The following is a 22,580-nucleotide window of genomic DNA, read 5'->3' on the forward strand; positions in this document are numbered from 1 at the left end:
CAGCAGCCCTACGGCCAACCCGCGCAGCCGCAGCAGCAGCCCTACGGGCAGCCGGCCCAGCCCTACGGCCAGCCGCAGGGCTACGCCCAGCCCGGCGCCTACGCCTACCAGCCGGTCGCCGCCGCCAAGACCAACACGCTCGCGATCATCTCGCTCGTGCTCGCCTTCGTGGTCTCGCTCGGCGCCGTCATCACCGGCCACATCGCCCTCAACCAGATCAAGCGCACGGGTGAGGGCGGCCGCGGCCTCGCCCTCGCCGGTCTGATCATCGGCTACGTCGGCATCGCCGTCGGCGTGATCTACTTCGCCATCGTGATCATCGCGATCATCGCCGGCGCATCGTCGTCGTCGTACTACGACTACTGAGTCGCACGTCGCGAGAACGGGGTCGGTCCTGCTGGGCCGGCCCCGTCGTCGTTCACGGAGGCACTCGCCGGGCCGCGCTGGGTGGAGACCGCGGAGACGTCGCCGGCGGATGCGCGGCTCAGGCCCGCTCGGCCAGGATCGCCACCCGGCGCCCTCCGCGCCGCGTGAGCACGAGGGTCGCCGAGGCGGGCCCGCTCGGGTTCAGGCGCTTGCGCAGCTGAGCCGGGTCGACATCCACGCCCCGCTTCTTGATCTCGAGCGTGCCCACGCCGCGCTCGCGCAGCAGGCGCTTGAGCCTCTTCTCGTCGAAGGGCAGCTCCTCGAGCACGCGGAAGCGCTGGGCGAACGGCGTCTCGACGGCGGTCTCGGCCGTGATCCAGGCGATCGTCTCGTCGATCATCCGGCCGTCGAGCCGACGCGCGAGATCGCCGATCAGGCGGGCTCGGATGACGGCGCCGTCGGGCTCGTAGAGCCACGCCCCGAGCTCGCCCACCTCGGCGTCGTCGCTGTCGGCGGCCGCGGTCAGCTCGGCGGCACCGTGCGCGCCCAGCACGAGGGCGGCGCGTCCGACGCCCGCTCGGGCGAGCGGGCCCGACCACACGACGAGCTCGACGACCTCGCGGTCGACCGACACCCACTGCGCCTCCATGTCGGCGGGCAGCAGCGCCCGGTCGAGGCCGGGCCCGAGCTTGACCCCGACCGGGATGCGCCGGCCCAGGTCGAAGCAGAACTCGAGTGACGGCTCCCAGTCGTGCGGGTCGTCGAGGCGGCGCCCGCGCGGGCCGCCGGCGCCCCCAGGGCCACCGGCGCCGGAGGCTCCGGCCCGGCGCCGTGCCGGGTCGAGCCACGCCGCATCCACCTCGCCGAGGTCGACGGTCGTCGCATCGGCGCAGTCGACGCGGGCGCGGGGGAACGGGGCCAGGTTGTAGGCGGCCAGCGCGGCCGTGGTCTCGTCGCGTTCGACCGCGAGCACGCCGAGATCGAGGCCGGCCAGAGCCAGCGCGTCCGCGCCGATGCCGCAGCCCAGGTCGGCGACGTGGTCGAGGCCCGCCGCCGCGAACCGGCCGGCATGCAGCGAGGCCACCGCGAGCCGGGTCGACTGCTCGAGGCCCGCCTCGGTGAACAGCATCCGGTCGGCGAAGGCGCCGAACTTCGCCCGGGCACGGCGGCGCAGGCGGGCCTGCGAGAGCACGGCCGCGACGCGCGCGGGGGAGTGACCGGCGGCGCGCAGACGGCTCACGGCGGCGACGGCGTCGCCCAGCGCATCCACGTCGAGGGCGTCGAGCAGCTCGAGGCTCTCGGGGGTGAGGAGCTCGCGCAGCTCGGCCGTATCCACCCGTCAACCCTAGGCGGGCGAGAGGATGTGGTCGCAGACCGCGGTCGGCGCCGGCGACGCGGCCGGCGGTCCGTGTTCTGGCACTCGCATTGAACGACTGCTAACGACGCGCTATGGTGTCTTTGGCACTCTCAGACGGAGTGTGCCAACAGGACTTCAACGAAAGAAGAGGGTCAGAGTGTCGGTCTCCATCAAGCCGCTCGAAGATCGCATCGTCATCCGCCAGGTCGACGCGGAGCAGGTCACCGCGTCGGGCCTCGTGATCCCCGACACCGCGAAGGAGAAGCCGCAGGAGGGCGAGGTCGTCGCCGTCGGACCCGGCCGTGTCGACGACAACGGCAACCGCGTCCCGGTCGACGTCGCCGTGGGTGACAAGGTCATCTACTCGAAGTACGGCGGCACCGAGGTCAAGGTCGGCGGCGAGGACCTGCTGGTCCTGTCGGCCCGCGACGTGCTCGCGGTCGTGGAGCGCTGAGCCGCCTCCCCACCAGCTTCTGAAGGGCCCCGCCGTGACCGGCGGGGCCCTTCGTCGTCTCACTAGGCTCGATCGGTGAGCACACCCGATCTCGACTCCGGCGGCACCGCGTCGGCCCCCGATGCCGCTGCGACGCCCGCCGTGTCGACCGCCGCGTCCGCCGCCGCGACGGCGACCCCCGCCGACCGCGTCACCGGCTCCGGCCTCGGCTACGCGCTCGCGGCCTACCTGCTGTGGGGCTTCCTGCCCGCCTACTTCGTGCTGCTCGCCCCCGTCGGGCCCTTCGAGGTCGTCGGCTGGCGCATCCTGTTCTCACTGATCTTCTGCGCGCTGCTGCTGACCGCGCGCCGGCACTGGGCGCCGCTCCTGGCCCTCGTGCGCGATCGCCGCGTGCTGCTCTCGCTGGGGGCGGCCGCGGCCGTCATCTACGTCAACTGGCAGGTCTTCATCATCGCCTCGCTCGGCGGTCAGGTGCTGCAGGCCTCGCTCGGCTACTTCATCAACCCGATCGTCACGGTGCTGTTCGGGGTGATCGTGCTGCGCGAGCGCCTGCGCGCCGCGCAGTGGGTCGCGGTGGGCATCTCGGTCGCCGCGATCGTCGTGATCGCCGTCGGCTACGGCGCCGTGCCCTGGATCTCGCTCGTGCTCGCGCTCAGCTTCGGCAGCTACGGCCTGATCAAGAAGCGCGTGGGCTCGCGAGTGGATGCGGTGGGCGGCCTCACGATCGAGACGGCCTGGCTGGCTCCGCTCGCCGTCGTGCAGCTCACGGTCGTCGGCGTGACGGGCGGCTTCGAGTTCGGGCGACACGGCGTCGTGCACACCGTGCTGGTGCTGCTCACGGGCGTCGCGACGGCGCTGCCGCTGCTGCTCTTCGCCTCGGCGGCCCGCCGGCTGCCGCTCGTGGCGCTCGGACTGACCCAGTACCTGGCTCCCGTGCTGCAGTTCGTGACCGGCGTCGTGCTGCTGCACGAGGAGATCGACACCGAGCGGTGGATCGGCTTCGGCCTGGTCTGGGTCGCCGTGATCGTGCTCTCGGTCGACGCGCTGCTCGCCGCGCGGCGAGGGCGGCGCATCCGCGTCGCCGCAGGCGTTACAGGGCTGTAACACCGCCTTATTGTCTCCGCCTCAATCGCCGATTACTTTTGCACCCACGCGAGGGCGCGTGTGCGCCCGAGCTTTCCCTGCACATCATCACCAAGGAGCAACATGGGTGCCTTCGCACGCCCCACGTCCTCTCGCTCGATCCGGGCGGCCCTCGGCAGCATCGCGCTGCTGGGCGCCACCGCGCTCGTCCTGACCGGCTGCGCCACTGGCAGCGGGAACAGCGGCAGCGGATCGGGTGACGAGCTCGACCTCAAGATCGGCTCGCTGCTGCCGACCACCGGCACGCTCGCGGTCCTCGGCCCGCCCGAGATCGCCGGCGTCCAGGCGGCCGTCAACGACATCAACGACGCCAAGGCGGGGATCACGATCTCCTCCGAGCAGAAGGACTCGGGCGACACCTCGACCGACATCGCGACCCAGTCGACCAAAGCGCTGCTCTCGAGCGGCGTCTCGGCGATCGTCGGCGCCGCGTCGTCGGGCGTCTCGCTCTCGGTCATCGACCAGATCACCCAGGCCGGGGTCGTGCAGATCTCGCCTGCCAACACCTCGCCCGCCTTCACCGACTACAAGGACGACGGATACTACTTCCGCACCGCCCCGTCGGACGTGCTGCAGGGTCAGGTCGTCGGTCAGAAGATCGTCAAGGACGGCGCCACCACCGTCTCGATCCTCTACGGCAACAACGACTACGGCATCGGCCTCAACAAGAGCGTCACCGAGTACTTCGAGGCCAACGGCGTCGAGGTCGCGGCCGACGTGACCTTCGACGAGGGCGCGAGCGACTTCACCTCCTCGGTGACCACCGCGCTCGCCCCGAACCCCGACGCGCTGCTCGTGATCTCGTACGACGAGATCAAGGTCATCGCCGAGCAGCTCAAGGGCCAGGGCTTCGACTTCTCGAAGCTCTACGGCGTCGACGGCAACTACGGCGTCATCGACTCGAGCTACACCAACGTCGACATCGCCGGCAGCCAGTTCACCAACCCCGGTGTGAAGGCGAGCGACGAGTTCCAGGCCAAGCTGCAGAAGGTCGTCAAGGACGCCGGTGACAAGGAGCTGACCGTGTTCAGCTACGCGCCCGAGTCGTACGACGCGACCATCCTGATCGCCCTCGCGGCGCTCCAGGGCGGCGCGACCGACGGCAAGACGATCCGCGACAACCTCGAGAAGGTGTCGAAGGACGGCGAGAAGTGCGACACCTTCGCCGACTGCGCCAAGCTGATCAACGACGGCAAGGACATCGACTACGAGGGCCAGTCCGGCCCGATCTCGTTCGACAAGAACGGTGACCCGGCTCAGGCCTACGTCTCGGTGTGGAAGTACACCGAGGGCAACAAGACCGAGTACGAGGACGCCGTCTTCGGCGACCTGACCAAGTAAGGTCTCGCGGTCTCGACCGCACAGGAAGGGGCTCGGCCGTCAGGCCGGGCCCCTTTCGCGTGCCCGGATGCGTGCTTCTCGCGTGCGCGGATGCGCGCTTCTCACGGGTCGGGAGACGCGCGCATCCGCACCCGACGTCCCTCGTCGCAACTCAGCACGGATGCGCCCGTGTGCCCGACGCGGGTCGCCCAGCGCGGTCCTTGCTGAGTTGCGTCACCACGCTTCCGCGCGCGGGTTCGCAACTCAGCACGGATGCGGTCCGGTGGCCCGTGCGGGCCCGGCGGGCCGTCCGGTGCTGAGTTGCGGATCCCGCGGTGCGCGGATCCCGCGGGGTTCGGACTGCGGGGTGTGGACCGCGGTGCGCGGAGCCCGCGGTGCGTGACGCCAGCGGAGCGGGAGCCCGCGGACTGCCCGGGCATGCGAGAGGGCCCCGGATGCGCATCCGGGGCCCTCTCGGGGTGCTCAGCGGCGTTCTGAGCGGCGAATCAGCTCGCGGCGGGCTTCTTCTTGGCCGCGGGCTTCTCGGGCTTCTCGGCGCTCTCGGCGCTTCCGGAGGCCTTGGCCTTCTCCTGGTCGGCGGCGAGCGTGCCCAGGTAGAGCTCGATGACCTTCGGGTCGTTCATGAGGTCGCGGCCCGGGCCCGAGTAGGCGTCGCGGCCCTGGTCGAGCACGTAGCCGCGGTCGCAGATCTGCAGGGCGCGGCGGGCGTTCTGCTCCACGATCAGCACCGAGACGCCGGCGCGGTTGATCTGCGACACGTTGATGAACGTCTCGTCCTGACGCACGGGCGACAGGCCCGCGCTCGGCTCGTCGAGCAGCAGCACGCTCGGGTCCATCATGAGCGCCCGCGACATCGCGACCATCTGGCGCTCGCCGCCCGACAGCGAGCCGGCGCGCGTCGCGAGACGCTTCGACAGCTCGGGGAACAGCGCCGTGATGAACTCGATGCGCTCGTTGTAGAGCTTCGGCTTCTGGTACAGCCCCATCTGCAGGTTCTCGGCGATCGTGAGCGACGGGAACACGTTGTTCGTCTGCGGCACCATGCCCACGCCGCGGCTGACCAGCTTGTCCGCCTTGAGCCCGGTGATGTCGCCGCCGTTCAGCTTCACCGAGCCGCCGCGGATGTTCACCTGCCCGAAGATCGCCTTCAGCAGCGTCGACTTGCCCGCGCCGTTGGGGCCGATGATGCCGACCAGCTCGCCCTTGCCGACCGTGACCGAGCATCCGTTGAGGATGTTGACGCCCGGGAGGTAGCCCGCGACGAGGTCGGTGGTCTCGAGCACCGTCTCCAGCTCAGCGGCCATCGGCGGCCTCCTCTTCGATCTCTTCCTCGATCTCGTGCTTGATGAGATCCGATTCCATGTCCTTGGCGATCTCCTGCTGCCCGCGCACGTCACCGAGGTCGGTGTCGTGGTGGGCGCCCAGGTAGGCCTCGATGACCGCGGGGTCGTCCATGACCGTGTCGGGGGAGCCCTCGGCGACGATGCGGCCCTCGGCCATGACGATGACCCAGTCGGCGATCTCGCGCACGACGTGCATGTCGTGCTCGACGAAGAGCACGGTCATGCCCTCCTTCTTCAGATCGAGGATGTGGCCGAGCAGCGACTGCGTCAGGGCCGGGTTCACGCCCGCCATCGGCTCGTCGAGCATGACCATCTTCGGGTCGCTCATGAGCGCCCGCGCCATCTCGAGCAGCTTGCGCTGGCCGCCCGAGAGCGATCCGGCGAAGTCCTCGCGCTTGGCGTCGAGCTTGAACTTCTTCAGCAGCTCGTCGGCCTTCTCGGTGAGCGACTCCTCCTGCTGGCGCCAGATCGAGGGCACGAGCGAGGCGAAGAACCGCTCGCCCGCCCGCTGCGGCGCGCCGAGCAGCATGTTGTCGATCACGCTGAGCAGGTTGAGTGCCTTGGTCAGCTGGAAGGTGCGCACCATCCCGCGGCGGGCGACCTTGTGGGCCGGAACGCCGTACTGCTGCTGCCCGAGGAACGTCCAGCGACCCTCGTTCGGCTTGTCGAAGCCGGTGAGCAGGTTGAAGAACGTCGTCTTGCCGGCGCCGTTCGGGCCGATGAGCGCGGTGATCGCGTTCGCCGGGATCTCGACGTGCTCGACGTTCACCGCGGTGAAGCCGCCGAAGCTGCGGGTGACGCCATCGGCGACGACGATCGGGTTCTTCTTCGGCACACCGGGGGCCACGGGGCCCGCGATGAGCTCGTTCACGTCCGTCTTAGGCACGGAAGAACACCTCGGCCTTCTTGCCCAGGATGCCCTGGGGTCGGAATATCACGAGCAGCATGAGCGCGAGGCCGACGATGATGAATCGGATCGGACCCTGCTGGGTGCTCGTGATGGGAAGGATGTGGTTCGTCACGGCCAGGCTCAGCAGGCCGTCGGAGAGCGACAGCACGACCCAGAAGATCGCGGCGCCGAGCAGCGGCCCGAAGATCGTGGTCGCGCCGCCGAGCAGCATGATCGTGTAGAGGAAGAACGTCAGCTGGGTGCCGTAGTTATCCGGCTGCAGCGAGCGCGGCAGGATGAACAACGCGCCGGCGAGACCGCCGAGCACACCGCCCAGCACGAGCGCCTGCATCTTGTAGCTGAACACGTTCTTGCCGAGCGCGCGCACGGCGTCCTCGTCCTCGCGGATGCCCTTGACGATGCGGCCCCAGGGGCTGCGCATGAGCGCCCAGACGAGCAGGCAGGCCAGCAGCACGAGCGCCCATCCGCAGATCGCCGCCCACAGGTCGGACGCCGTCATGTGCAGCGGGCCGAGGTACTGCCCGTTCGGGAACGGGTTGAGCGCCTGGAAGTCCTCCGCACCGCCGTTGAGGCCCGTCGCGCCGCCGGTCAGACCGGTGAGCTCGGGGGTCTTGACCGAGAGCCTGACGATCTCCGCCGCGGCGATCGTGACGATCGACAGGTAGTCGGCCCTCAATCGCAGCGTCGGGAGTCCGAGCAGGAACGCGAAGATCACGCTGCAGACGATGGTCGCGAGGATCGCGAAGGGCAGCGGCCAGTGGAACTGCAGGCTGGTGACCACGAAGGCGTAGCCGCCGATGGCCATGAAGCCGGCCTGGCCGAAGTTCACCAGACCGGTGAAGCCGAAGTGCACCACGAGACCGATGGTCGCGAGCGCGTAGGCCGCGGTCGTGGGGGAGATCGCCTCGCCGAAGGCGAGCGGGATGAAGTTGAAGTCCACGGTCGCCCTCCTAGCCGATCCGCTCGCGTCGACCGAGGATGCCCTGCGGTCGAACCAGGAGGATCACGATCATCACGGCCAGCGCCGCCACGTACTTCAGGTTGTCGGGGATGAACAGCGTCGACAGGTTCATGAAGACGCTGATCACCAGCGAGCCGACCAGGGCGCCGAACGCCGAGCCGAGACCGCCGAGAGTCACGGCCGCGAAGATCAGCAGCAGGATCTGGCTGCCGGTGTCCCACCGCAGCGACTGGTAGTAGGCGATGAGCACGCCCGACAGGCCCGCCAGGGCGGCGCCGCCGATCCAGATGCACCGGATGACGAAGTCGACGTCGATTCCGGATGCGGCGGCCAGCGACCGGTTGTCGGCGACCGCGCGAGCGGCCTTGCCGAGCCGGGTGCGCAGCATCACGAAGGCCACCAGCAGCAGCACGACCAGCGCCACCACGGCGCCCATCACATCCGTGAACCTGAGGCTCACCGATCCGATCTTCAGGAACGGAGACGGGTCGTTCGGCAGCGTCAGGCGGTCGGCGCCGAAGATGAAGCTGTAGATGTAGCGGGTCGCGAGGGCGAGGCCGATGCTCACGATCATGAGCGGCACGAGGCCGACGCCGCGCTTGCGCAGCGGCTTCCAGAGCACGACGTCCTGCGCGAAGCCGTAGACGCCTCCCAGGATGACCGCCGCCAGGATGCCGACCACACCGGGCAGGCCCAGGATGCTGGAGAACAGGTAGCCCATCAGCGCGCCGAAGGTCACGAGCTCGCCGTGGGCGAAGTTGTTGAGGCCGGTCGTGCCGTAGATCAGCGAGACGCCGATCGAGGCGAGGGCCAGCAGCAGACCGTAGATGATGCCCGTGACGATCTTCGAGGCGACCAGGCCGCCCGTGATGCCGCGGGGGCCGCTGCTCGATCCGCTGTCGGAGGCGCCGCTCGACGGGCTCGCCGAGTCGCTCGGCGACGTCGCACCGCCCGACCCGGTGTCGGCGGTCGTGAACAGGAAGTTCGCGGGAACCCCCTTGTTCGTCGCCTGGACCGAGACCTCGCGGGGGTTCTGCGCGTCGGGCAGGGTCCCCACGCCATCGGGCGCGGTCGAGTCGTCGACGGTCACGGTGTAGGTGCCGGGGCCGGGGAGTCCGACCTGGATCCGACCCTCCGCATCCGTGGTGAAGGTCTCGTCGAAGTCGTCGCCCTTCACCTCCACGGAGAGGTTCGGCACCGGCTCCTTCGTCTGGAGCTGACGCACCCAGATCGAGATGGATTCATCGGCGGTGTTGGGATCGATCGGCTCGGCGCTGGCGAGCGGCGCGGCGATCGGAAGGACGGCGATGAGCGCAGCGAACGCCATCCCGATCAATCCGATGCCGACGGCACGACGACGTCGCGGGTCGACAGGGAGAATTCCCACGGGTGTGCCTCCTGAGTGCAGGTCGGGGGCTTGAGTGGATGCCTCGCATCCGGAGGGCAAGCTACCCCGCGGATGTGTCGGACGTGTTTCGACGGTGAATCACGTACGCACAAGAATCGATGCCCGGTCCCTCCGGCGCAAGTCGACGCGCATCACGATTCGGGCGCGGAGCCCGCGACAAGCGGCCTCGAGAAGCGCCCTCGCGCGCGGGAATGCACGCGCCCCCGCGCCCGTTACGATGGACTACCGGTTCCGACGCAGCAGCCGGTTCTTCCCATCACGAGGCGCGCGCCGCCCACCGAGGCGGCTCTAGAGGCGAAGGACACCATGGAACAGCCCGACCCGTTCGGATTCATCGGTCTCACCTACGACGACGTCATGCTCCTGCCGGGCTACACCGACGTCATCCCGAGCGAGGCGTCGACGCGCTCGCGCCTGACCAAGCGGATCGACGTGGCCGTGCCGCTGCTGTCGGCCGCGATGGACACCGTGACCGAGGCCCGCATGGCGATCGCGATGGCGCGCCAGGGCGGCATCGGAATCCTGCACCGCAACATGTCGATCGCCGACCAGGCGGCCGCGGTCGACAAGGTCAAGCGCTCCGAGTCGGGCATGATCACGAACCCGGTCACGACGAGCCCCGACGCGACCGTCGCCGACGTGGATGCGCTGTGCGGCCAGTTCCGCGTCTCCGGCGTGCCGGTCGTCGAGGGCGACGGAACCCTGGTCGGCATCATCACGAACCGCGACATGCGCTTCGTCGCCCCCTTCGAGCACCAGACCACGCTCGTGCGCGACGTCATGACGAAGGCGCCGCTCATCACCGCTCCGGTCGGCATCGACCCGGATGACGCGGTCGCGATCTTCGCCGAGCACAAGATCGAGAAGCTGCCCCTCGTCGACGAGAACGGCAAGCTCAAGGGCCTCATCACGGTGAAGGACTTCGAGAAGACCGAGAAGTACCCCGACGCCACCAAGGACGACCAGGGTCGTCTGCGCGTCGGCGCCGCGATCGGCTTCTTCGGCGACGCCTGGCAGCGCGCCACCGCCCTGCTCGAGGCGGGCGTCGACGTGATCGTCGTCGACACGGCCAACGGCCACAGCGCCGGCGTGCTCGACATGGTCCGCCGCCTCAAGGCCGACCCCGCGTTCGCCGCCGTCGACATCATCGGCGGCCAGGCCGCGACCCGCGAGGGCGCCCAGGCGCTCATCGACGCGGGCGTGGACGCGGTCAAGGTCGGCGTCGGGCCGGGCTCGATCTGCACGACCCGCGTCGTCGCCGGCGTCGGCGTGCCGCAGGTCACCGCGGTCTACGAGGCGTCGCTCGCCGCCCGCGAGGCCGGCGTGCCGGTCATCGCCGACGGCGGACTGCAGTACTCGGGCGACATCGCGAAGGCGCTCGTCGCCGGCGCCGACACCGTCATGCTCGGCTCGCTCCTCGCCGGAACCGACGAGAGCCCCGGCGACCTCATCTACGTCGGCGGCAAGCAGTTCAAGAGCTACCGCGGCATGGGCTCGCTCGGCGCGATGCAGACCCGCGGCACGAAGACCTCGTACTCGCGCGACCGCTACTTCCAGGCCGATGTGCCCAGCGACGAGCAGCTGATCCCCGAGGGCATCGAGGGCCGCGTCTCCTACCGGGGGGCCCTCGCCACCACGGTGTACCAGCTCGTCGGCGGACTGCGTCAGTCGATGTTCTACGTCGGCGCCCGCACGGTCGCCGAGCTCAAGGCCCAGGGCAAGTTCGTGCGCATCACGCCCGCCGGGCTCAAGGAGTCGCACCCGCACGACATCCAGATGACCGTCGAGGCGCCGAACTACTCGCGCTGAGTCGCACACGGCATCCTCGGATCGACATCCAGATGACCGTCGAGGCGCCGAACTACAGCCGCTGAGTCGCATCTCGGTCAGACGGCCCGCGACCCTCGACAGGGGGACGCGGGCCGTCTTACTCTGTGGCCCATGGGGCGGATGGGCAAGCTGGGTACGGGGATCGGCGCGGCCGCGCTCGCCGCGGTGCTCCTGACCACCGCATCCCTGCCCGCTGCGGCCGCGCCACGGCAGAAGGCCGGCAGCTGGGGTCAGCTGACCACGACGACTGCCCAGGTCGCCGCGGGGTTCCCGTCGGCGACGGTCGCGAGCTCGGATCCGACGCTCGCCGTGGCGACGACGGCGACGATGAGCGCGACGACCCCGCCCGGTCAGGTCTACGGGACCTCGGCCGGGTCGACCTACCTCTCGGTCTCGCCGGTCTCGGCATCGGTTCCCTCCTCGACGACGATCACCTTCGCCGCGCCGACGCCGCCGGAGTTCTGGTCGTTCGTGTTTGGCGACATCGACTCCGAGAGCGTGCAGGTCAGCGCGACCGCCCCCGACGGCTCGCCGGTCGCGATCGCCGATCTGGGATTCCGCGGCGCCTACAACTCGCTCGGGCAGAGCGATCAGCCCAACTGGGATGCCGCGACCGGGGTGCTCAGCGGGAACGTGGCCGCGAGCGACGGCGCGAGCGGCTGGTTCAGCCCGACCGTCCCGCTGTCGACACTGACCTTCACCTCGACGACGCTGAACTTCGCGCCGCGGCTGCAGTTCTGGATGGTCGGGCTCACGGCGAGCCTGTCGGGCCGCGTCGTCGATACGAGCGGCGCCCCGGTGGCGAATGCGACCGTCGCCGTGCAGCAGCCCGACGCGACGCCGCTGCCCGGTCCGCCCGCGACCGCGGTGACCGACGGGAACGGCGCCTACGACATCCCGGTGTTCCCGAGCGCGGAGCCGGTGCAGGTCGTCGTGACACCCGCCGACCGCGCGGCCCCCGACCCGGTCGTCGCGACGCCGACACCCGACGCCGACGGGGTGCCCGTCTTCGACGCCGTCGACGTGACGGCGGTCGCCCTGCCGACCGCGCCGCCGACGACCCCGCCGGCGGTCGATCCGGCCGACACCGCGCCGACGCTGCCAGCGACCGGCGTGAGCGCGCCGGGGTGGCTGATCGGCGGCGCCATCGCGGCCGTGGTGCTCGGGCTGGCGCTCGCGGTCGCGGCGCGCATCCGGCGGCGCAGCCCGCGCTGAGCGGGGCGGACCGCGCACCGGCGGGCCCGTGTGTCTGCTCCGCCGCAGCCGGCGTCGAGGTCATGCCCGACACCGCGCCGCTAGGCTGACCCGGTGACTGACATCGAGATCGGCCGGTCCAAGCGAGCCCGACGCGCCTACGCCTTCGACGACATCGCCGTCGTCCCGAGCCGCCGCACGCGCGACCCGAAGGACGTCAGCGTCAGCTGGACGATCGACGCCTTCACCTTCGACATCCCGGTGCTCGCCGCCCCCATGGACTCGGTGGTCAGCCCCGAGACCGCGATCGCGATCGGCCGCCTCGGCGGCCTCGGCGTGCTCGACCTCGAGGGCGTCTGGACCCGCTACGACGACCCGACCGCGGTGCTCGCCGAGATCGCTCAGCTGCCCGCCGAGTCGGCGACGCAGCGCATGCAGCAGATCTACGCCGAGCCGATCAAGCCCGAGCTGATCAAGGCGCGCCTGGCCGAGATCCGCGCCTCGGGCGTGCCGGTCGCGGGGGCCCTCAGCCCGCAGCGCACGCAGGAGCACTACCAGGCGGTCGTGGATGCGGGGGTCGACCTGTTCGTCATCCGCGGCACCACGGTCAGCGCCGAGCACGTCTCGAAGACCGTCGAGCCGCTCAACCTCAAGAAGTTCATCTACGAGCTGGATGTGCCGGTCATCGTCGGCGGCGCCGCCACCTACACCGCGGCCCTGCACCTCATGCGCACGGGCGCGGCGGGCGTGCTCGTCGGCTTCGGCGGGGGAGCCGCCTCGACCACGCGCTCGAGCCTGGGCATCCACGCGCCGATGGCGACCGCCGTCGCCGACGTCGCCGGAGCACGCCGCGACTACCTCGACGAGTCGGGCGGCCGCTACGTGCACGTCATCGCCGACGGCGGGCTCGGCACGAGCGGCGACATCGTCAAGGCCGTCTCGGTCGGCGCCGACGCCGTCATGCTCGGCTCGACGCTGGCGCGCGCAAGCGAGGCGCCCGGCGGCGGCTTCCACTGGGGCGCCGAGGCGCACCACGGCGAGCTGCCGCGCGGCCACCGCGTCGAGGTCGGCACGATCGCGCCGCTCGAGCAGCTGCTGTTCGGGCCGTCGACGGCGGCCGACGGGCGCACGAACCTGATCGGCGCGCTGCGCCGCTCGATGGCGACCACGGGCTACTCCGACCTCAAGGAGTTCCAGCGCGTCGAGGTCGTCGTCGCCCCCTACGGCGAGGCCTGAGCCCCGCGCCCGCCTCGGCCACGCGATCCTGCCGAAGGACCGGGCGTGGAGGGCATTCCGGGAAAACGTGCAGGGCGCATCCCTCGGCCGGCGCTGACGCTCCGGCGTAGCGTGGGCTGCGACGGATGAGGAGGTCCCGATGGCACGCAGGTCCGTGACCCGTTCGACTCGACTCGGCCCCGAGGAGCGCTCGGCGGCCATCGCCTCGATGCGCGACCGCGAGCTCGACGTGCTCGTCGTGGGCGGCGGCATCGTCGGCACCGGCGCGGCGCTCGACTCCGTGACGCGCGGTCTGCGCACGGGTCTGCTCGAGGCCCGCGACTTCGCCTCGGGCACCTCGAGCCGCTCGTCGAAGCTCGTGCACGGCGGCATCCGCTATCTCGAGCAGCTCGACTTCGGGCTCGTGCGCGAGGCGCTGATCGAGCGCGGTCTGCTGCTGCAGCGCATCGCCCCGCACCTGGTGAAGCCGGTGCGCTTCCTCTACCCGCTCACGAAGCCCGTGTTCGAGCGCTTCTACATCGGCGCCGGGATGCTGCTCTACGACCTGTTCTCGTGGAGCGGCGGTCGCCCGCCCGGGGTGCCGCACCACCGCCACCTGTCGAAGCGGCAGCTGGCCAAGGCGATGCCGGGCCTCGACAAGGACGCCTTCATCGGCGGCCTCACCTACTACGACGCCCAGGTCGACGACGCCCGCTACGTGGCGAACCTGGCGCGCACCGCCTCCTTCTACGGCGCCCACGTCGCCAGCCGGGTGCGCGTCGAGGGCTTCCTCAAGGTCGGCGAGCGCGTCGTGGGCGTGCAGGCGCTGGATGTCGAGACCGGCGAGCGCTTCGAGATCCACGCCAAGCAGGTCGTCAACGCCACGGGCGTCTGGACCGACGACACCCAGGCGATGGTCGGCGCGCGCGGCGGCTTCAAGGTGCGGGCGTCGAAGGGCGTGCACCTGGTCGTGCCGCGCGACCGCTTCCAGTCGAAGATCGGCATGATCCTGCGCACCGAGAAGAGCGTGCTCTTCGTCATCCCCTGGGGTCGGCACTGGCTGATCGGCACGACCGACACCGACTGGAACCTCGACAAGGCGCATCCCGCCGCGACGGCCGCCGACATCGACTATCTGCTCGAGCACGTCAACCAGGTGCTGGCGGTCAAGCTCACCCGCGAGGACGTCGAAGGCGTCTACGCGGGCCTGCGCCCCCTGCTGGCCGGCGAGAGCGAGCAGACGTCCAAGCTCAGCCGCGAGCACCTCGTCGCGCACTCGGTGCCGGGTCTCGTCGTCATCGCGGGCGGCAAGTGGACCACCTACCGCGTGATGGCGAAGGATGCGATCGACGAGGCCGTCGCGGCGCTCGATGGCAAGTGGTCGGAGAGCGTGACCGAGAACATCGGCCTGCTCGGCGCCGAGGGCTACCAGGCCGCGTGGAACAAGCGCGCCCGCATCGCCCGCGCCTTCGACGTGCACCGCGTGCGCATCGAGCACCTGCTGAACCGCTACGGGGTCCTGACCGACGAGGTGCTCGAGCTCATCAAGGAGCGCCCCGAGCTGGCCGAGGCGGTGCCGGGCGCCGACGACTACATCCAGGCCGAGATCGTCTATGCCGCGAGTCACGAGGGCGCGCTGCACCTCGAGGACGTGCTCGCCCGCCGCACGCGTATCTCGATCGAGGCGTGGGACCGCGGGGTCAGCGCCGCGCCCGTCGCCGCCGCGCTGATGGGCGAGGTGCTCGGCTGGGATGCGGACCGCATCCAGGAGGAGACCGAGAACTACCTGCGGCGCGTCGCGGCCGAGCGGGCGAGCCAGCTGGAGCCGGATGACGCCGCGGCCGACCGGGTGCGGCTGGAGGCGCCGGACATCTCGACGATCCTCGCCGAGCTGCCGAGCGCCGCGGATGCGCCGGTCGCGACCGCGCCGAAGCCGACCCGGTCGAAGGCAGCCGCGGCCAAGTCCACGACCCGTACGCCTCGGGCGAAGCGTCCGGCCGCGGGGGAGGGCGCTCAGTAGACTGAGGGCATTCCCCACAGCTTGAAGGAGCTCAACCATGGTCGATGTCCGACGGGTCAAGCTCCCGGGGGTCGGCGTGCTCCACACCTTCGTCACGGATGACGGTGGAAAGGTCGGCGTGATCACGCACCGCTCCGGGCACAGCGACCTCATCACGTTCTCCGACGCCGGCGACGGCGGCGCCGATGCCGCCAAGGTGTCGCTGCGCCTCGACGAGGACGAGGCGCACACGCTCGCGGAGCTGCTCGGCGGCACGCGCATCACCGAGTCGCTGTCGGCGCTCGAGCAGCTGCCCGGACTGTCGATCGACTGGTTCACGGTCGGCTACGACGACCACATCGCCGGGCAGGAGCTCGGCGGGCTCGCCACGACCGGACTCGTCGCACTGACCGTGGTCGCGGTCGTGCGCGGCGACTCCGCCAACCCGGCTCCGGCGAACGACTTCAAGGTCTTCCCCGGCGACACCCTCGTCGTCGCGGGCAGTCCCGAGAAGGTCGCCAAGGCGTTCAACTTCTATCGCACGGGGGAGCTGGCCCCGAAGGTCGCGGCCGACGCGCCGGGAGCGTAGAGCATGCACTCCCTCGGCGGAGAGCTGCTCATCCTGGGGGTGCTCTTCGTCCTGGCCTGGGGGCTCGGCCGTCTCGGCAAGCTGATCGGCCTGCCCGCGATCCCGATCTACATGGTCGTGGGCGTGCTCGCGAGCCCGAACACGCACTTCTTCCCGCTCGCCTTCGAGCCGGCCGACGTCGAGCTCGTCGCGACCTTCGGCCTGATCTTCCTGCTGTTCAACCTCGGCCTCGAGTTCGATCAGGAGGAGTTCTTCGGCAATGCCGGAAAGCTCGTGCTGTCGGGCGGCGTGCGCATCGTGATCAACATCGGCGCGGGCTTCGCCTTCGGCCTGTGGGTCGGCTGGGGCACGCGCGAGGCGCTCATCATCGCCGGGATGACGGCGGTCTCGTCGAGCGCGATCGTCACGAAGCTGCTGATCGAGCTGCGGCGACTGGCGAACCGCGAGACGCCGATGATCCTGGGCATCGCGGTGCTCGAGGACATCTTCGTGGCCGCCTACCTCGCCATCGTGGGCGTCGTCGTGGGCGGCGAGACCGACCTCGGCGCGATCGTGCTCAAGCTGCTGGTGTCGTTCGGTTTCCTGGTCGTGATGTTCGCGGTCGCGCGCTGGGGCGGCAAGGTCGTGTCGCGCATCGTGCAGACCCGTGACGACGAGCTCTTCACGATCCTGTTCTTCGGTCTCGCGGTCGCCTTCGGCGGCATCGGCGAGCTGCTCGGCGTCTCGGATGCGATCGGCGCCTTCCTGATCGGCCTCGTGCTCGGCGCGACCCGGTTCCGCCAGCGCATCGAGCAGTTCGCGCTGCCGATGCGCGACGTCTTCGCCGCGTTCTTCTTCCTCAACTTCGGCCTCGCGCTCGACGTGCGCGAGTTCGGCAGCGTGCTCGTGCCGGTCATCGTGGCGGTCGTGATGACCCTCATCATCAACACGGCGAGCGGGCAGCTCATCGCGCGCTTCAACAAGCTCACGCCCGCCGAGGGTCTCAACGCGAGCGCGATGCTGCAGAACCGCGGCGAGTTCGCGCTGATCCTCGCGACCCTCGCCGCCGGGGCGGGGCTGGATGAACGGCTCACGCCCTTCGCGGGCCTCTACGTGCTGATCATGGCCGTGGTCGGGCCCATCCTCTCCGTGAACTCGGAGAAGATCGGCGGCGCGATCTTCCGCCGCCGCAGCGTCGCCGCTCGGCGGCCCGATGCCGGCCGCGACCTCGAGCTCGCGATCGCGGAGGCCGCGATGGAGGACCCGCGGTCGGGCACCCGCGACGGCGGCGACGCCGCCGAGCCCACGATCGACGGGCGCTACATCGACGACGACGGCACCGCGCCGGTCGAGACGCCACGCGCGGTCACGGTGGCCGAGGCCGAGGAGGCCGCAGGCTCCTCCCAGGTCGACGACCCCGACTTCGGCGACGATGATCTCGACGACCGGCCGCGCCGCGACGGTGATCGCGATCGACAGGATGCGCTGCGGCTGGCCGAGCAGGCCATGCTGCAGAGCGACGGCGACGGGCCGGTGCGCCGCCGCGAGAGGGACCCCGAGTACTGATGAGCACGACCGACGAGCGCCCCGAGTTCGACGGCCGGCGCTGGTGGCGCATCGCGCGCACGCCGCGCTGGATCGCCGCGCTACTGCTCGTGCTGGCGATCGCCGCCACCTTCGCCGCGCTCGCGCAGTGGCAGCTCGGGCGTGCCGTCGTCACGGCCGTGACCGAGAAGCTCGACACCGAGAAGCCGGTCGCGCTGGCGAAGGCCGACCGACCGCAGACCGCGGTCACGGGCGACGAGGCCGGACGGCGCGTGACCGTGAGCGGATCGCTCGTGCCGGGCGACACCGTCGTGCTGAGCGACCGCGTGCGCGTCGGCGCGGCCGACGGGGCGCAGGGCCAGACCGGGTTCTGGGTCGTCGGCCACCTCGTCGACTCCTCGGGCGACTCGGTCGCCGTCGCCCTCGGCTGGACGGCGACGCGGGCCGCCGCCGAGCGTGCCGCGGCCCGCCTCGACGACGCGCCCCGCAGCATCCACGGGCGCTACCTGCCTGGCGAGGCGCCGAGCGACGACGAGTTCGAGAAGGGGCAGCGTTCGGCGCTCGCCCCGGCGGCGCTGATCAACGAGTGGGCCGAGGCCGGCCCGGTCTACAACGGCTACGTCGTCGACGACGAGCCGGCGGTCGGCACCCGCAAGATCGTCGCCCCGGCGCCGCAGCAGGATGCCGCCCTCAACGTGCTCAACATCTTCTACGCGATCGAGTGGGTCATCTTCGCGGGCTTCGCGTTCTACCTCTGGTACCGGCTGGTGCGGGATGCGATGGAGCGCGAGATCCTCGAGGAGCGCGAGGGCGCGGCGGCGACCGCGGGCGGCGGCGCGCCGGGCCCGGGCCCGGGACCGGGCCCCGCGGGCGGCGGTGGCGGCGCCGAGCCGCCCGTAGACTAGGCGCATGCCTCTCGGCCCCCGCCCCTCCGACATCCCGCGGCTGCGTCTGGCGGTCAAGGTCTACAAGGTCTCGTCGGTCATCACCGGCACCATGCTGCTTCTGCTCGGCGTGGTCACGACCATCCGCTGGGGCTGGGGCTACGACGTCTACCTCGGCGGGCCGCGCACCTTCTTCCTGGCCGCGCCGCACTCGCCCGGCGGAACCGACCTGACCACGATCATCCTGATCGCGCACGGCTGGTTCTATGTGCTCTACGTCGGGCTCGACTTCATCCTCTGGCGACTCGCGCGGTTCAGCTTCCCGCGCTTCCTGTTCATCGCCGCCGGCGGCGTCATCCCGCTGCTCTCATTCTTCCTCGAGCGCCGCGTTCCGCGGCAGATCGAGGCCATCATCCAGCAGACCGAGGCCGAGCGCGCCGCGCGCGACGCCGCGGCCGGCACCCCCGCCACTCCGGCTTCGCCGGGATCGACCGTGGAGACCAGCGCGTGACCGACGCCCCCGCCAGCAGCCCGACCGACCACCGTCCCGTCCTCGTCGTCGACTTCGGCGCCCAGTACGCGCAGCTGATCGCCCGCCGCGTGCGCGAGGCCGGCGTCTACAGCGAGATCGTGCCGCACACCGCGACGGCCGCCGAGATCGCGGCGAAGAGCCCGGTCGGCATCATCCTCTCGGGCGGTCCGTCGTCGGTCTACGAGGAGGGCGCGCCCGCGCTCGACGCCGGCGTCTTCGACCTCGGCGTGCCCACGCTGGGCATCTGCTACGGCTTCCAGGTCATGGCGCAGACCCTCGGCGGCGAGGTCGCCAACACCGGCCTGCGCGAGTACGGCGCGACCGACGCGACCGTCGTGACCGAGGGCACGCTGCTCGACGGCCAGCCGGCCGAGCAGAACGTGTGGATGAGCCACGGCGACCAGGTCTCGCGCGCGCCCGCGGGCTTCCAGGTGCTCGCCCGCACCCAGCACACCCCGGTCGCCGCCTTCGCCGACGACGCCCGCGGCTTCTACGGCGTGCAGTGGCATCCCGAGGTCAAGCACTCCGACCACGGCCAGCGCGTCATCGAGAACTTCCTGCACAAGGCCGCCGGACTGCCCGCCGACTGGAACAGCGGCAACGTCATCGCCGAGCAGGTCGAGCGCATCCGCGCGCAGGTCGGCACAGGCCGCGTGCTCTCCGCCCTCTCGGGCGGCGTCGACTCGGCCGTCTCGACCGCGCTCGTGCACGAGGCCGTCGGCGACCAGCTCGTCGCGGTCTTCATCGATCACGGTCTGCTGCGGCAGGGCGAGCGCGAGCAGGTCGAGAACGACTACGTCGCCTCGACCGGCGTGCGCCTGGTCACGGTGGATGCGCGTCAGCAGTTCCTCGAGGCGCTCGCCGGCGTGAGCGACCCGGAGCAGAAGCGCAAGATCATCGGCCGCGAGTTCATCCGCTCGTTCGAGAAGGTGCAGTCCGAGCTCGTCGCCGAGGCGGCGTCGGAGGGCGACCCCATCCGCTTCCTCGTGCAGGGCACGCTCTACCCGGATGTGGTGGAGTCGGGCGGCGGCGCCGGCACCGCGAACATCAAGAGCCACCACAACGTCGGCGGGCTGCCGGAGGACCTGCAGTTCGAGCTCGTCGAGCCGCTGCGCACCCTGTTCAAGGACGAGGTGCGTGCGATCGGCCGCGAGCTGGGGCTTCCGGAGGAGATCGTCGGGCGTCAGCCCTTTCCGGGGCCCGGTCTTGGAATCCGCATCGTGGGTGAGGTCACCGCTGACCGCCTCGAGATCCTGCGTCACGCCGACGCCATCGCCCGCGCCGAGCTGACGAAGGCGGGCCTCGACGGCGAGATCTGGCAGTGCCCGGTCGTGCTGCTCGCGGATGTGCGCTCGGTGGGCGTGCAGGGCGACGGTCGCACCTACGGCCACCCGATCGTGCTGCGCCCGGTCTCGAGCGAGGATGCGATGACGGCCGACTGGACGCGCCTGCCCTACGACGTGCTGGCGCGCATCTCGAACCGCATCACGAACGAGGTGCGCGAGGTCAACCGGGTCGTGCTCGACGTCACGTCGAAGCCGCCGGGGACGATCGAGTGGGAGTGAAACGACCGCTCCATAGGCGCTGTGTGGAACTCGACCGCGCCAGCGGGCGAGTGGGAGTGAGACGCGCACTCCTCTGAGCGACGCTGAAGGGCGGGCCCGATCCGGGCCCGCCCTTCAGTCGTTCCTGCGCTGCGGCGCGAGGGTCAGCGGGGTCAGCGCACGGTCAGCGCGACCTTCACGACCTTCTGCGACTGCGTGCCGGTGATCTCGACCGTGTACGAGCCCTTCGCCGGCGCAGTGAACGACAGCGTCGCGTCGCCGCCGATCACATCCGTCTTGGGGATCACGACCTCGGTGCCGTCGATCTTCGCCGTGACCTGGCGGTCGCCGCCGAAGCCCGAGAGCGCGACCTTCGCCGTGCTGCCCGCCTTGGGGCTGTTCTTCGCCGTGCCGAAGGCGCGGGCGCTGAACGAGGGCAGGTCGCGATTCAGCCCGAGCGATCCGGCGATCGTCTGGAAGTTGTCGGTCTGATCGGTGAGCCCGACGACCTTCGCGGCGCCGGGGCCGTAGGCGGCGATGCGCACCTGGGTTCCGGTGTGCTGCTGGCTTCCGCCCGCCGCCGAGGTGCCGTAGGAGACCTTCATCGGCGCGCCGTCCTTCGTGGTCAGCGCGATGCTGAGGCCCGGCGGGGTCGAGTCGACGATCTGGCTCGTGTGAGCGTGGTCGGCGGTGGCGATCACCAGCGTGTTGCCGTCCTTCTTCGCGAAGGCGAGCGCGGCCTGCACGGCCTCGTCGAAGTCGATCGTCTCGCCGATCTGACCGCAGGCGTCGGCCGCGTGGTCCTGCTTGTCGATCGAGGCGCCCTCGACCTGCAGGAAGAAGCCCTTGCCGTTGTTCTTGTTCAGCAGGCCCAGCGACGTGTTCGTCATGCTCGCGAGCGACAGACGCGTGTCGAGGCGCTGCGGGTTGTCGGTGCAGGTGATCGGCGCCTGGTCGGCGCCGCCCACGGTGGCGGTCGTCGGCAGGTAGCGCGTCGGGAAGTTGCCCGGCGTGAACAGGCCGAGCAGCGGCTGGCTCTGGTCGACCTTCTTCACGCTGGCGAGCGCGTTCGCGTCGCGCACGACCTGGTAGCCGCGGGTGGTCGCCTGCGAGAACAGGGTCTGCCCGGCCCAGGGGCCCGCCACGGCCGACTTGTCGAAGCTGGTCGAGCCGCCGCCGAGGGTCAGGTCGGCGCGGGTGTCGAGCAGCTGCTCGCTGATCGAGCCGCGGCCGCCGTTCTGCAGCAGGTCGCCGCCGCAGGTGGCCGTGTCAGGGGCGTAGCAGCTGCGGGCGGCGACGTGCGCGGCCTGCACGGCGGGAGTCGCATCCTGGATCTCGGCGGTCGAGACGTTGCCGGTGCGCAGCCCGTTGGCGCGGGCGATCTCGATCAGGTTGTCGTGGGCGGCGCCGTGGATGTCGACGCCGATCGCGTTGTCGTAGGTCTTCGTGCCGGTGGCCCACGCGGTTCCGGTGGCGGCCGAGTCGGGCACGTAGTCGGGCTTGCCGGCGTAGGGGCCGTCTTTGTAGAGCGAGTAGGTCGTGTACGACCCGGTGAGCGGCAGGGCGTCGAGACCCGGCAGGGTGCCGGCCGCGCCGTAGGCGTAGTTGCGGGCGACCGTGATCTCGCTGTCGCCCATCCCGTCGCCGATGAGAAGGATGACGTTCTTGGCCGTGCGGTCCTGGATCGCGGACTGCACCTGGGCGACCTTGTCGTCGCTGTTGCGGAAGGCGCCGCCGAAGGCGTCGAGTCCGACGCCCTCGGTGGCGGCGACGGCCGGGAGGGCCGCCGCGGTCAGGATGAGGGCTCCGGCGCCGGCGAGAGCCGCGGTGCGGCGTCGGCGCATGGGGGAAGCGGGCATGGTGTGTTCTCCACGTGGTGAGCGGGGGAAGGCCGGCCGGGCGGCCGGCGCCTCCACCGAACCGAGCGCAGGTTGAGGAGCGTCGACCGGCCGGTGAACCGCGGACGAACTCGGCCCCCCGAACGGG

General features: G+C 70.9%; 19 protein-coding genes. 13 read left to right on the forward strand and 6 right to left on the reverse strand.

Going from position 1 to position 22,580, the window contains the following annotated elements; translation table 11 throughout:
- Positions 1–366 (forward strand): DUF4190 domain-containing protein (locus tag FJ658_RS10590; RefSeq protein WP_255447673.1); only part of this gene is annotated, 366 nt, incomplete at its 5' end.
- 118 nt (positions 367–484) lie between these two features.
- Here FJ658_RS10590 and FJ658_RS10595 read toward each other — a convergent pair.
- A complete protein-coding gene (locus FJ658_RS10595; RefSeq protein WP_141145335.1) occupies positions 485–1,702 on the reverse strand; it encodes a class I SAM-dependent methyltransferase in 1,218 nt (405 codons plus the stop codon).
- A 178-nt stretch (positions 1,703–1,880) separates the two neighbouring features.
- On the opposite strand from FJ658_RS10595, the gene groES reads away from it, so the two are divergent.
- The 3 genes from groES (at position 1,881) to FJ658_RS10610 (ending at position 4,661) form a co-directional block, all read left to right on the forward strand.
- Entirely contained in the window at positions 1,881–2,177 is a 297-nt protein-coding gene (gene groES / locus FJ658_RS10600; protein WP_141145336.1) for a co-chaperone GroES, read from the forward strand.
- 141 nt (positions 2,178–2,318) lie between these two features.
- Entirely contained in the window at positions 2,319–3,281 is a 963-nt protein-coding gene (gene rarD / locus FJ658_RS10605; RefSeq protein ID WP_141145393.1) for an EamA family transporter RarD, read from the forward strand.
- Between the two features lie 102 nt (positions 3,282–3,383).
- Positions 3,384–4,661 carry an ABC transporter substrate-binding protein gene (locus FJ658_RS10610; protein WP_141145337.1) on the forward strand — a complete coding sequence of 426 codons (1,278 nt, stop codon included), beginning with the start codon at positions 3,384–3,386 and terminating at the stop codon, positions 4,659–4,661.
- 485 nt (positions 4,662–5,146) lie between these two features.
- Here FJ658_RS10610 and FJ658_RS10615 read toward each other — a convergent pair whose 3' ends face one another.
- The 4 genes from FJ658_RS10615 to FJ658_RS10630 are packed head-to-tail and all read right to left on the reverse strand — an operon-like array spanning position 5,147 to position 9,202.
- Positions 5,147–5,965 carry an ABC transporter ATP-binding protein gene (locus FJ658_RS10615; protein WP_141145338.1) on the reverse strand — a complete coding sequence of 273 codons (819 nt, stop codon included), beginning with the start codon at positions 5,963–5,965 and terminating at the stop codon, positions 5,147–5,149.
- Positions 5,955–6,890 carry an ABC transporter ATP-binding protein gene (locus FJ658_RS10620; protein WP_141145339.1) on the reverse strand — a complete coding sequence of 312 codons (936 nt, stop codon included), beginning with the start codon at positions 6,888–6,890 and terminating at the stop codon, positions 5,955–5,957. Before FJ658_RS10620 ends, FJ658_RS10615 begins: the two co-directional genes overlap by 11 nt.
- The gene (locus FJ658_RS10625) at positions 6,883–7,854 is read right to left on the reverse strand and encodes a branched-chain amino acid ABC transporter permease (protein ID WP_141145340.1); all 972 of its coding nucleotides are present in this window, start codon (positions 7,852–7,854) and stop codon (positions 6,883–6,885) included. The genes FJ658_RS10620 and FJ658_RS10625 overlap by 8 nt, the downstream gene beginning before the upstream one ends.
- Positions 7,855–7,864: 10 nt before the next feature.
- Positions 7,865–9,202 carry a branched-chain amino acid ABC transporter permease gene (locus FJ658_RS10630; RefSeq protein ID WP_141145341.1) on the reverse strand — a complete coding sequence of 446 codons (1,338 nt, stop codon included), beginning with the start codon at positions 9,200–9,202 and terminating at the stop codon, positions 7,865–7,867.
- Positions 9,203–9,589: 387 nt separating this feature from the next.
- Here FJ658_RS10630 and guaB point away from each other — a divergent pair, with 387 nt between their 5' ends.
- From guaB to guaA, 9 genes are all read left to right on the forward strand, one after another.
- A complete protein-coding gene (gene guaB / locus FJ658_RS10635; RefSeq protein ID WP_141145342.1) occupies positions 9,590–11,092 on the forward strand; it encodes an IMP dehydrogenase in 1,503 nt (500 codons plus the stop codon).
- Between the two features lie 132 nt (positions 11,093–11,224).
- Positions 11,225–12,328, forward strand: coding sequence for a carboxypeptidase-like regulatory domain-containing protein (locus FJ658_RS10640; RefSeq protein ID WP_141145343.1), 1,104 nt, complete (start codon positions 11,225–11,227; stop codon positions 12,326–12,328).
- A gap of 93 nt (positions 12,329–12,421) precedes the next feature.
- A complete protein-coding gene (locus FJ658_RS10645; protein WP_141145344.1) occupies positions 12,422–13,543 on the forward strand; it encodes a GuaB3 family IMP dehydrogenase-related protein in 1,122 nt (373 codons plus the stop codon).
- Between the two features lie 139 nt (positions 13,544–13,682).
- Positions 13,683–15,542 (forward strand): glycerol-3-phosphate dehydrogenase/oxidase, encoded by a 1,860-nt coding sequence (locus tag FJ658_RS10650; RefSeq protein WP_141145345.1) that lies wholly within the window; start codon positions 13,683–13,685, stop codon positions 15,540–15,542.
- Between the two features lie 37 nt (positions 15,543–15,579).
- Entirely contained in the window at positions 15,580–16,110 is a 531-nt protein-coding gene (locus tag FJ658_RS10655; RefSeq protein WP_141145346.1) for a cation:proton antiporter regulatory subunit, read from the forward strand.
- A gap of 3 nt (positions 16,111–16,113) precedes the next feature.
- Positions 16,114–17,655 carry a cation:proton antiporter gene (locus tag FJ658_RS10660; protein WP_141145347.1) on the forward strand — a complete coding sequence of 514 codons (1,542 nt, stop codon included), beginning with the start codon at positions 16,114–16,116 and terminating at the stop codon, positions 17,653–17,655.
- Positions 17,655–18,539 carry an SURF1 family cytochrome oxidase biogenesis protein gene (locus tag FJ658_RS10665; protein ID WP_141145348.1) on the forward strand — a complete coding sequence of 295 codons (885 nt, stop codon included), beginning with the start codon at positions 17,655–17,657 and terminating at the stop codon, positions 18,537–18,539. The genes FJ658_RS10660 and FJ658_RS10665 overlap by 1 nt, the downstream gene beginning before the upstream one ends.
- A 4-nt stretch (positions 18,540–18,543) precedes the next feature.
- Complete coding sequence (locus tag FJ658_RS10670) at positions 18,544–19,029, forward strand: DUF3817 domain-containing protein (RefSeq protein WP_141145349.1); 486 nt, start codon at positions 18,544–18,546, stop codon at positions 19,027–19,029.
- Positions 19,026–20,615: a glutamine-hydrolyzing GMP synthase gene (guaA, locus tag FJ658_RS10675; RefSeq protein ID WP_141145350.1), complete on the forward strand. Its 1,590-nt coding sequence runs from the start codon at positions 19,026–19,028 to the stop codon at positions 20,613–20,615. Before FJ658_RS10670 ends, guaA begins: the two co-directional genes overlap by 4 nt.
- A 152-nt stretch (positions 20,616–20,767) precedes the next feature.
- On the opposite strand, the gene phoA is transcribed toward guaA, so the two are convergent.
- The gene (phoA, locus tag FJ658_RS10680) at positions 20,768–22,453 is read right to left on the reverse strand and encodes an alkaline phosphatase (protein ID WP_255447675.1); all 1,686 of its coding nucleotides are present in this window, start codon (positions 22,451–22,453) and stop codon (positions 20,768–20,770) included.
- Between the last annotated feature and the right edge of the window lie 127 nt (positions 22,454–22,580).

The organism is Schumannella sp. 10F1B-5-1 (assembly GCF_006517535.1).
GTDB lineage: Bacteria > Actinomycetota > Actinomycetes > Actinomycetales > Microbacteriaceae > Schumannella.

Excerpts from the sequence above, each read along its gene's own strand:
- FJ658_RS10610 (WP_141145337.1), top strand. The coding sequence starts at position 3,384 with ATGGGTGCCTTCGCACGCCCCACGTCCTCTCGCTCGATCCGGGCGGCC.
- FJ658_RS10615 (WP_141145338.1), bottom strand. The coding sequence starts at position 5,965 with ATGGCCGCTGAGCTGGAGACGGTGCTCGAGACCACCGACCTCGTCGCG.
- FJ658_RS10630 (WP_141145341.1), bottom strand. The coding sequence starts at position 9,202 with ATGGCGTTCGCTGCGCTCATCGCCGTCCTTCCGATCGCCGCGCCGCTC.
- guaB (WP_141145342.1), top strand. The coding sequence starts at position 9,590 with ATGGAACAGCCCGACCCGTTCGGATTCATCGGTCTCACCTACGACGAC.
- FJ658_RS10640 (WP_141145343.1), top strand. The coding sequence starts at position 11,225 with ATGGGGCGGATGGGCAAGCTGGGTACGGGGATCGGCGCGGCCGCGCTC.
- FJ658_RS10650 (WP_141145345.1), top strand. The coding sequence starts at position 13,683 with ATGGCACGCAGGTCCGTGACCCGTTCGACTCGACTCGGCCCCGAGGAG.
- FJ658_RS10655 (WP_141145346.1), top strand. The coding sequence starts at position 15,580 with ATGGTCGATGTCCGACGGGTCAAGCTCCCGGGGGTCGGCGTGCTCCAC.
- FJ658_RS10660 (WP_141145347.1), top strand. The coding sequence starts at position 16,114 with ATGCACTCCCTCGGCGGAGAGCTGCTCATCCTGGGGGTGCTCTTCGTC.
- FJ658_RS10665 (WP_141145348.1), top strand. The coding sequence starts at position 17,655 with ATGAGCACGACCGACGAGCGCCCCGAGTTCGACGGCCGGCGCTGGTGG.
- FJ658_RS10670 (WP_141145349.1), top strand. The coding sequence starts at position 18,544 with ATGCCTCTCGGCCCCCGCCCCTCCGACATCCCGCGGCTGCGTCTGGCG.
- phoA (WP_255447675.1), bottom strand. The coding sequence starts at position 22,453 with ATGCCCGCTTCCCCCATGCGCCGACGCCGCACCGCGGCTCTCGCCGGC.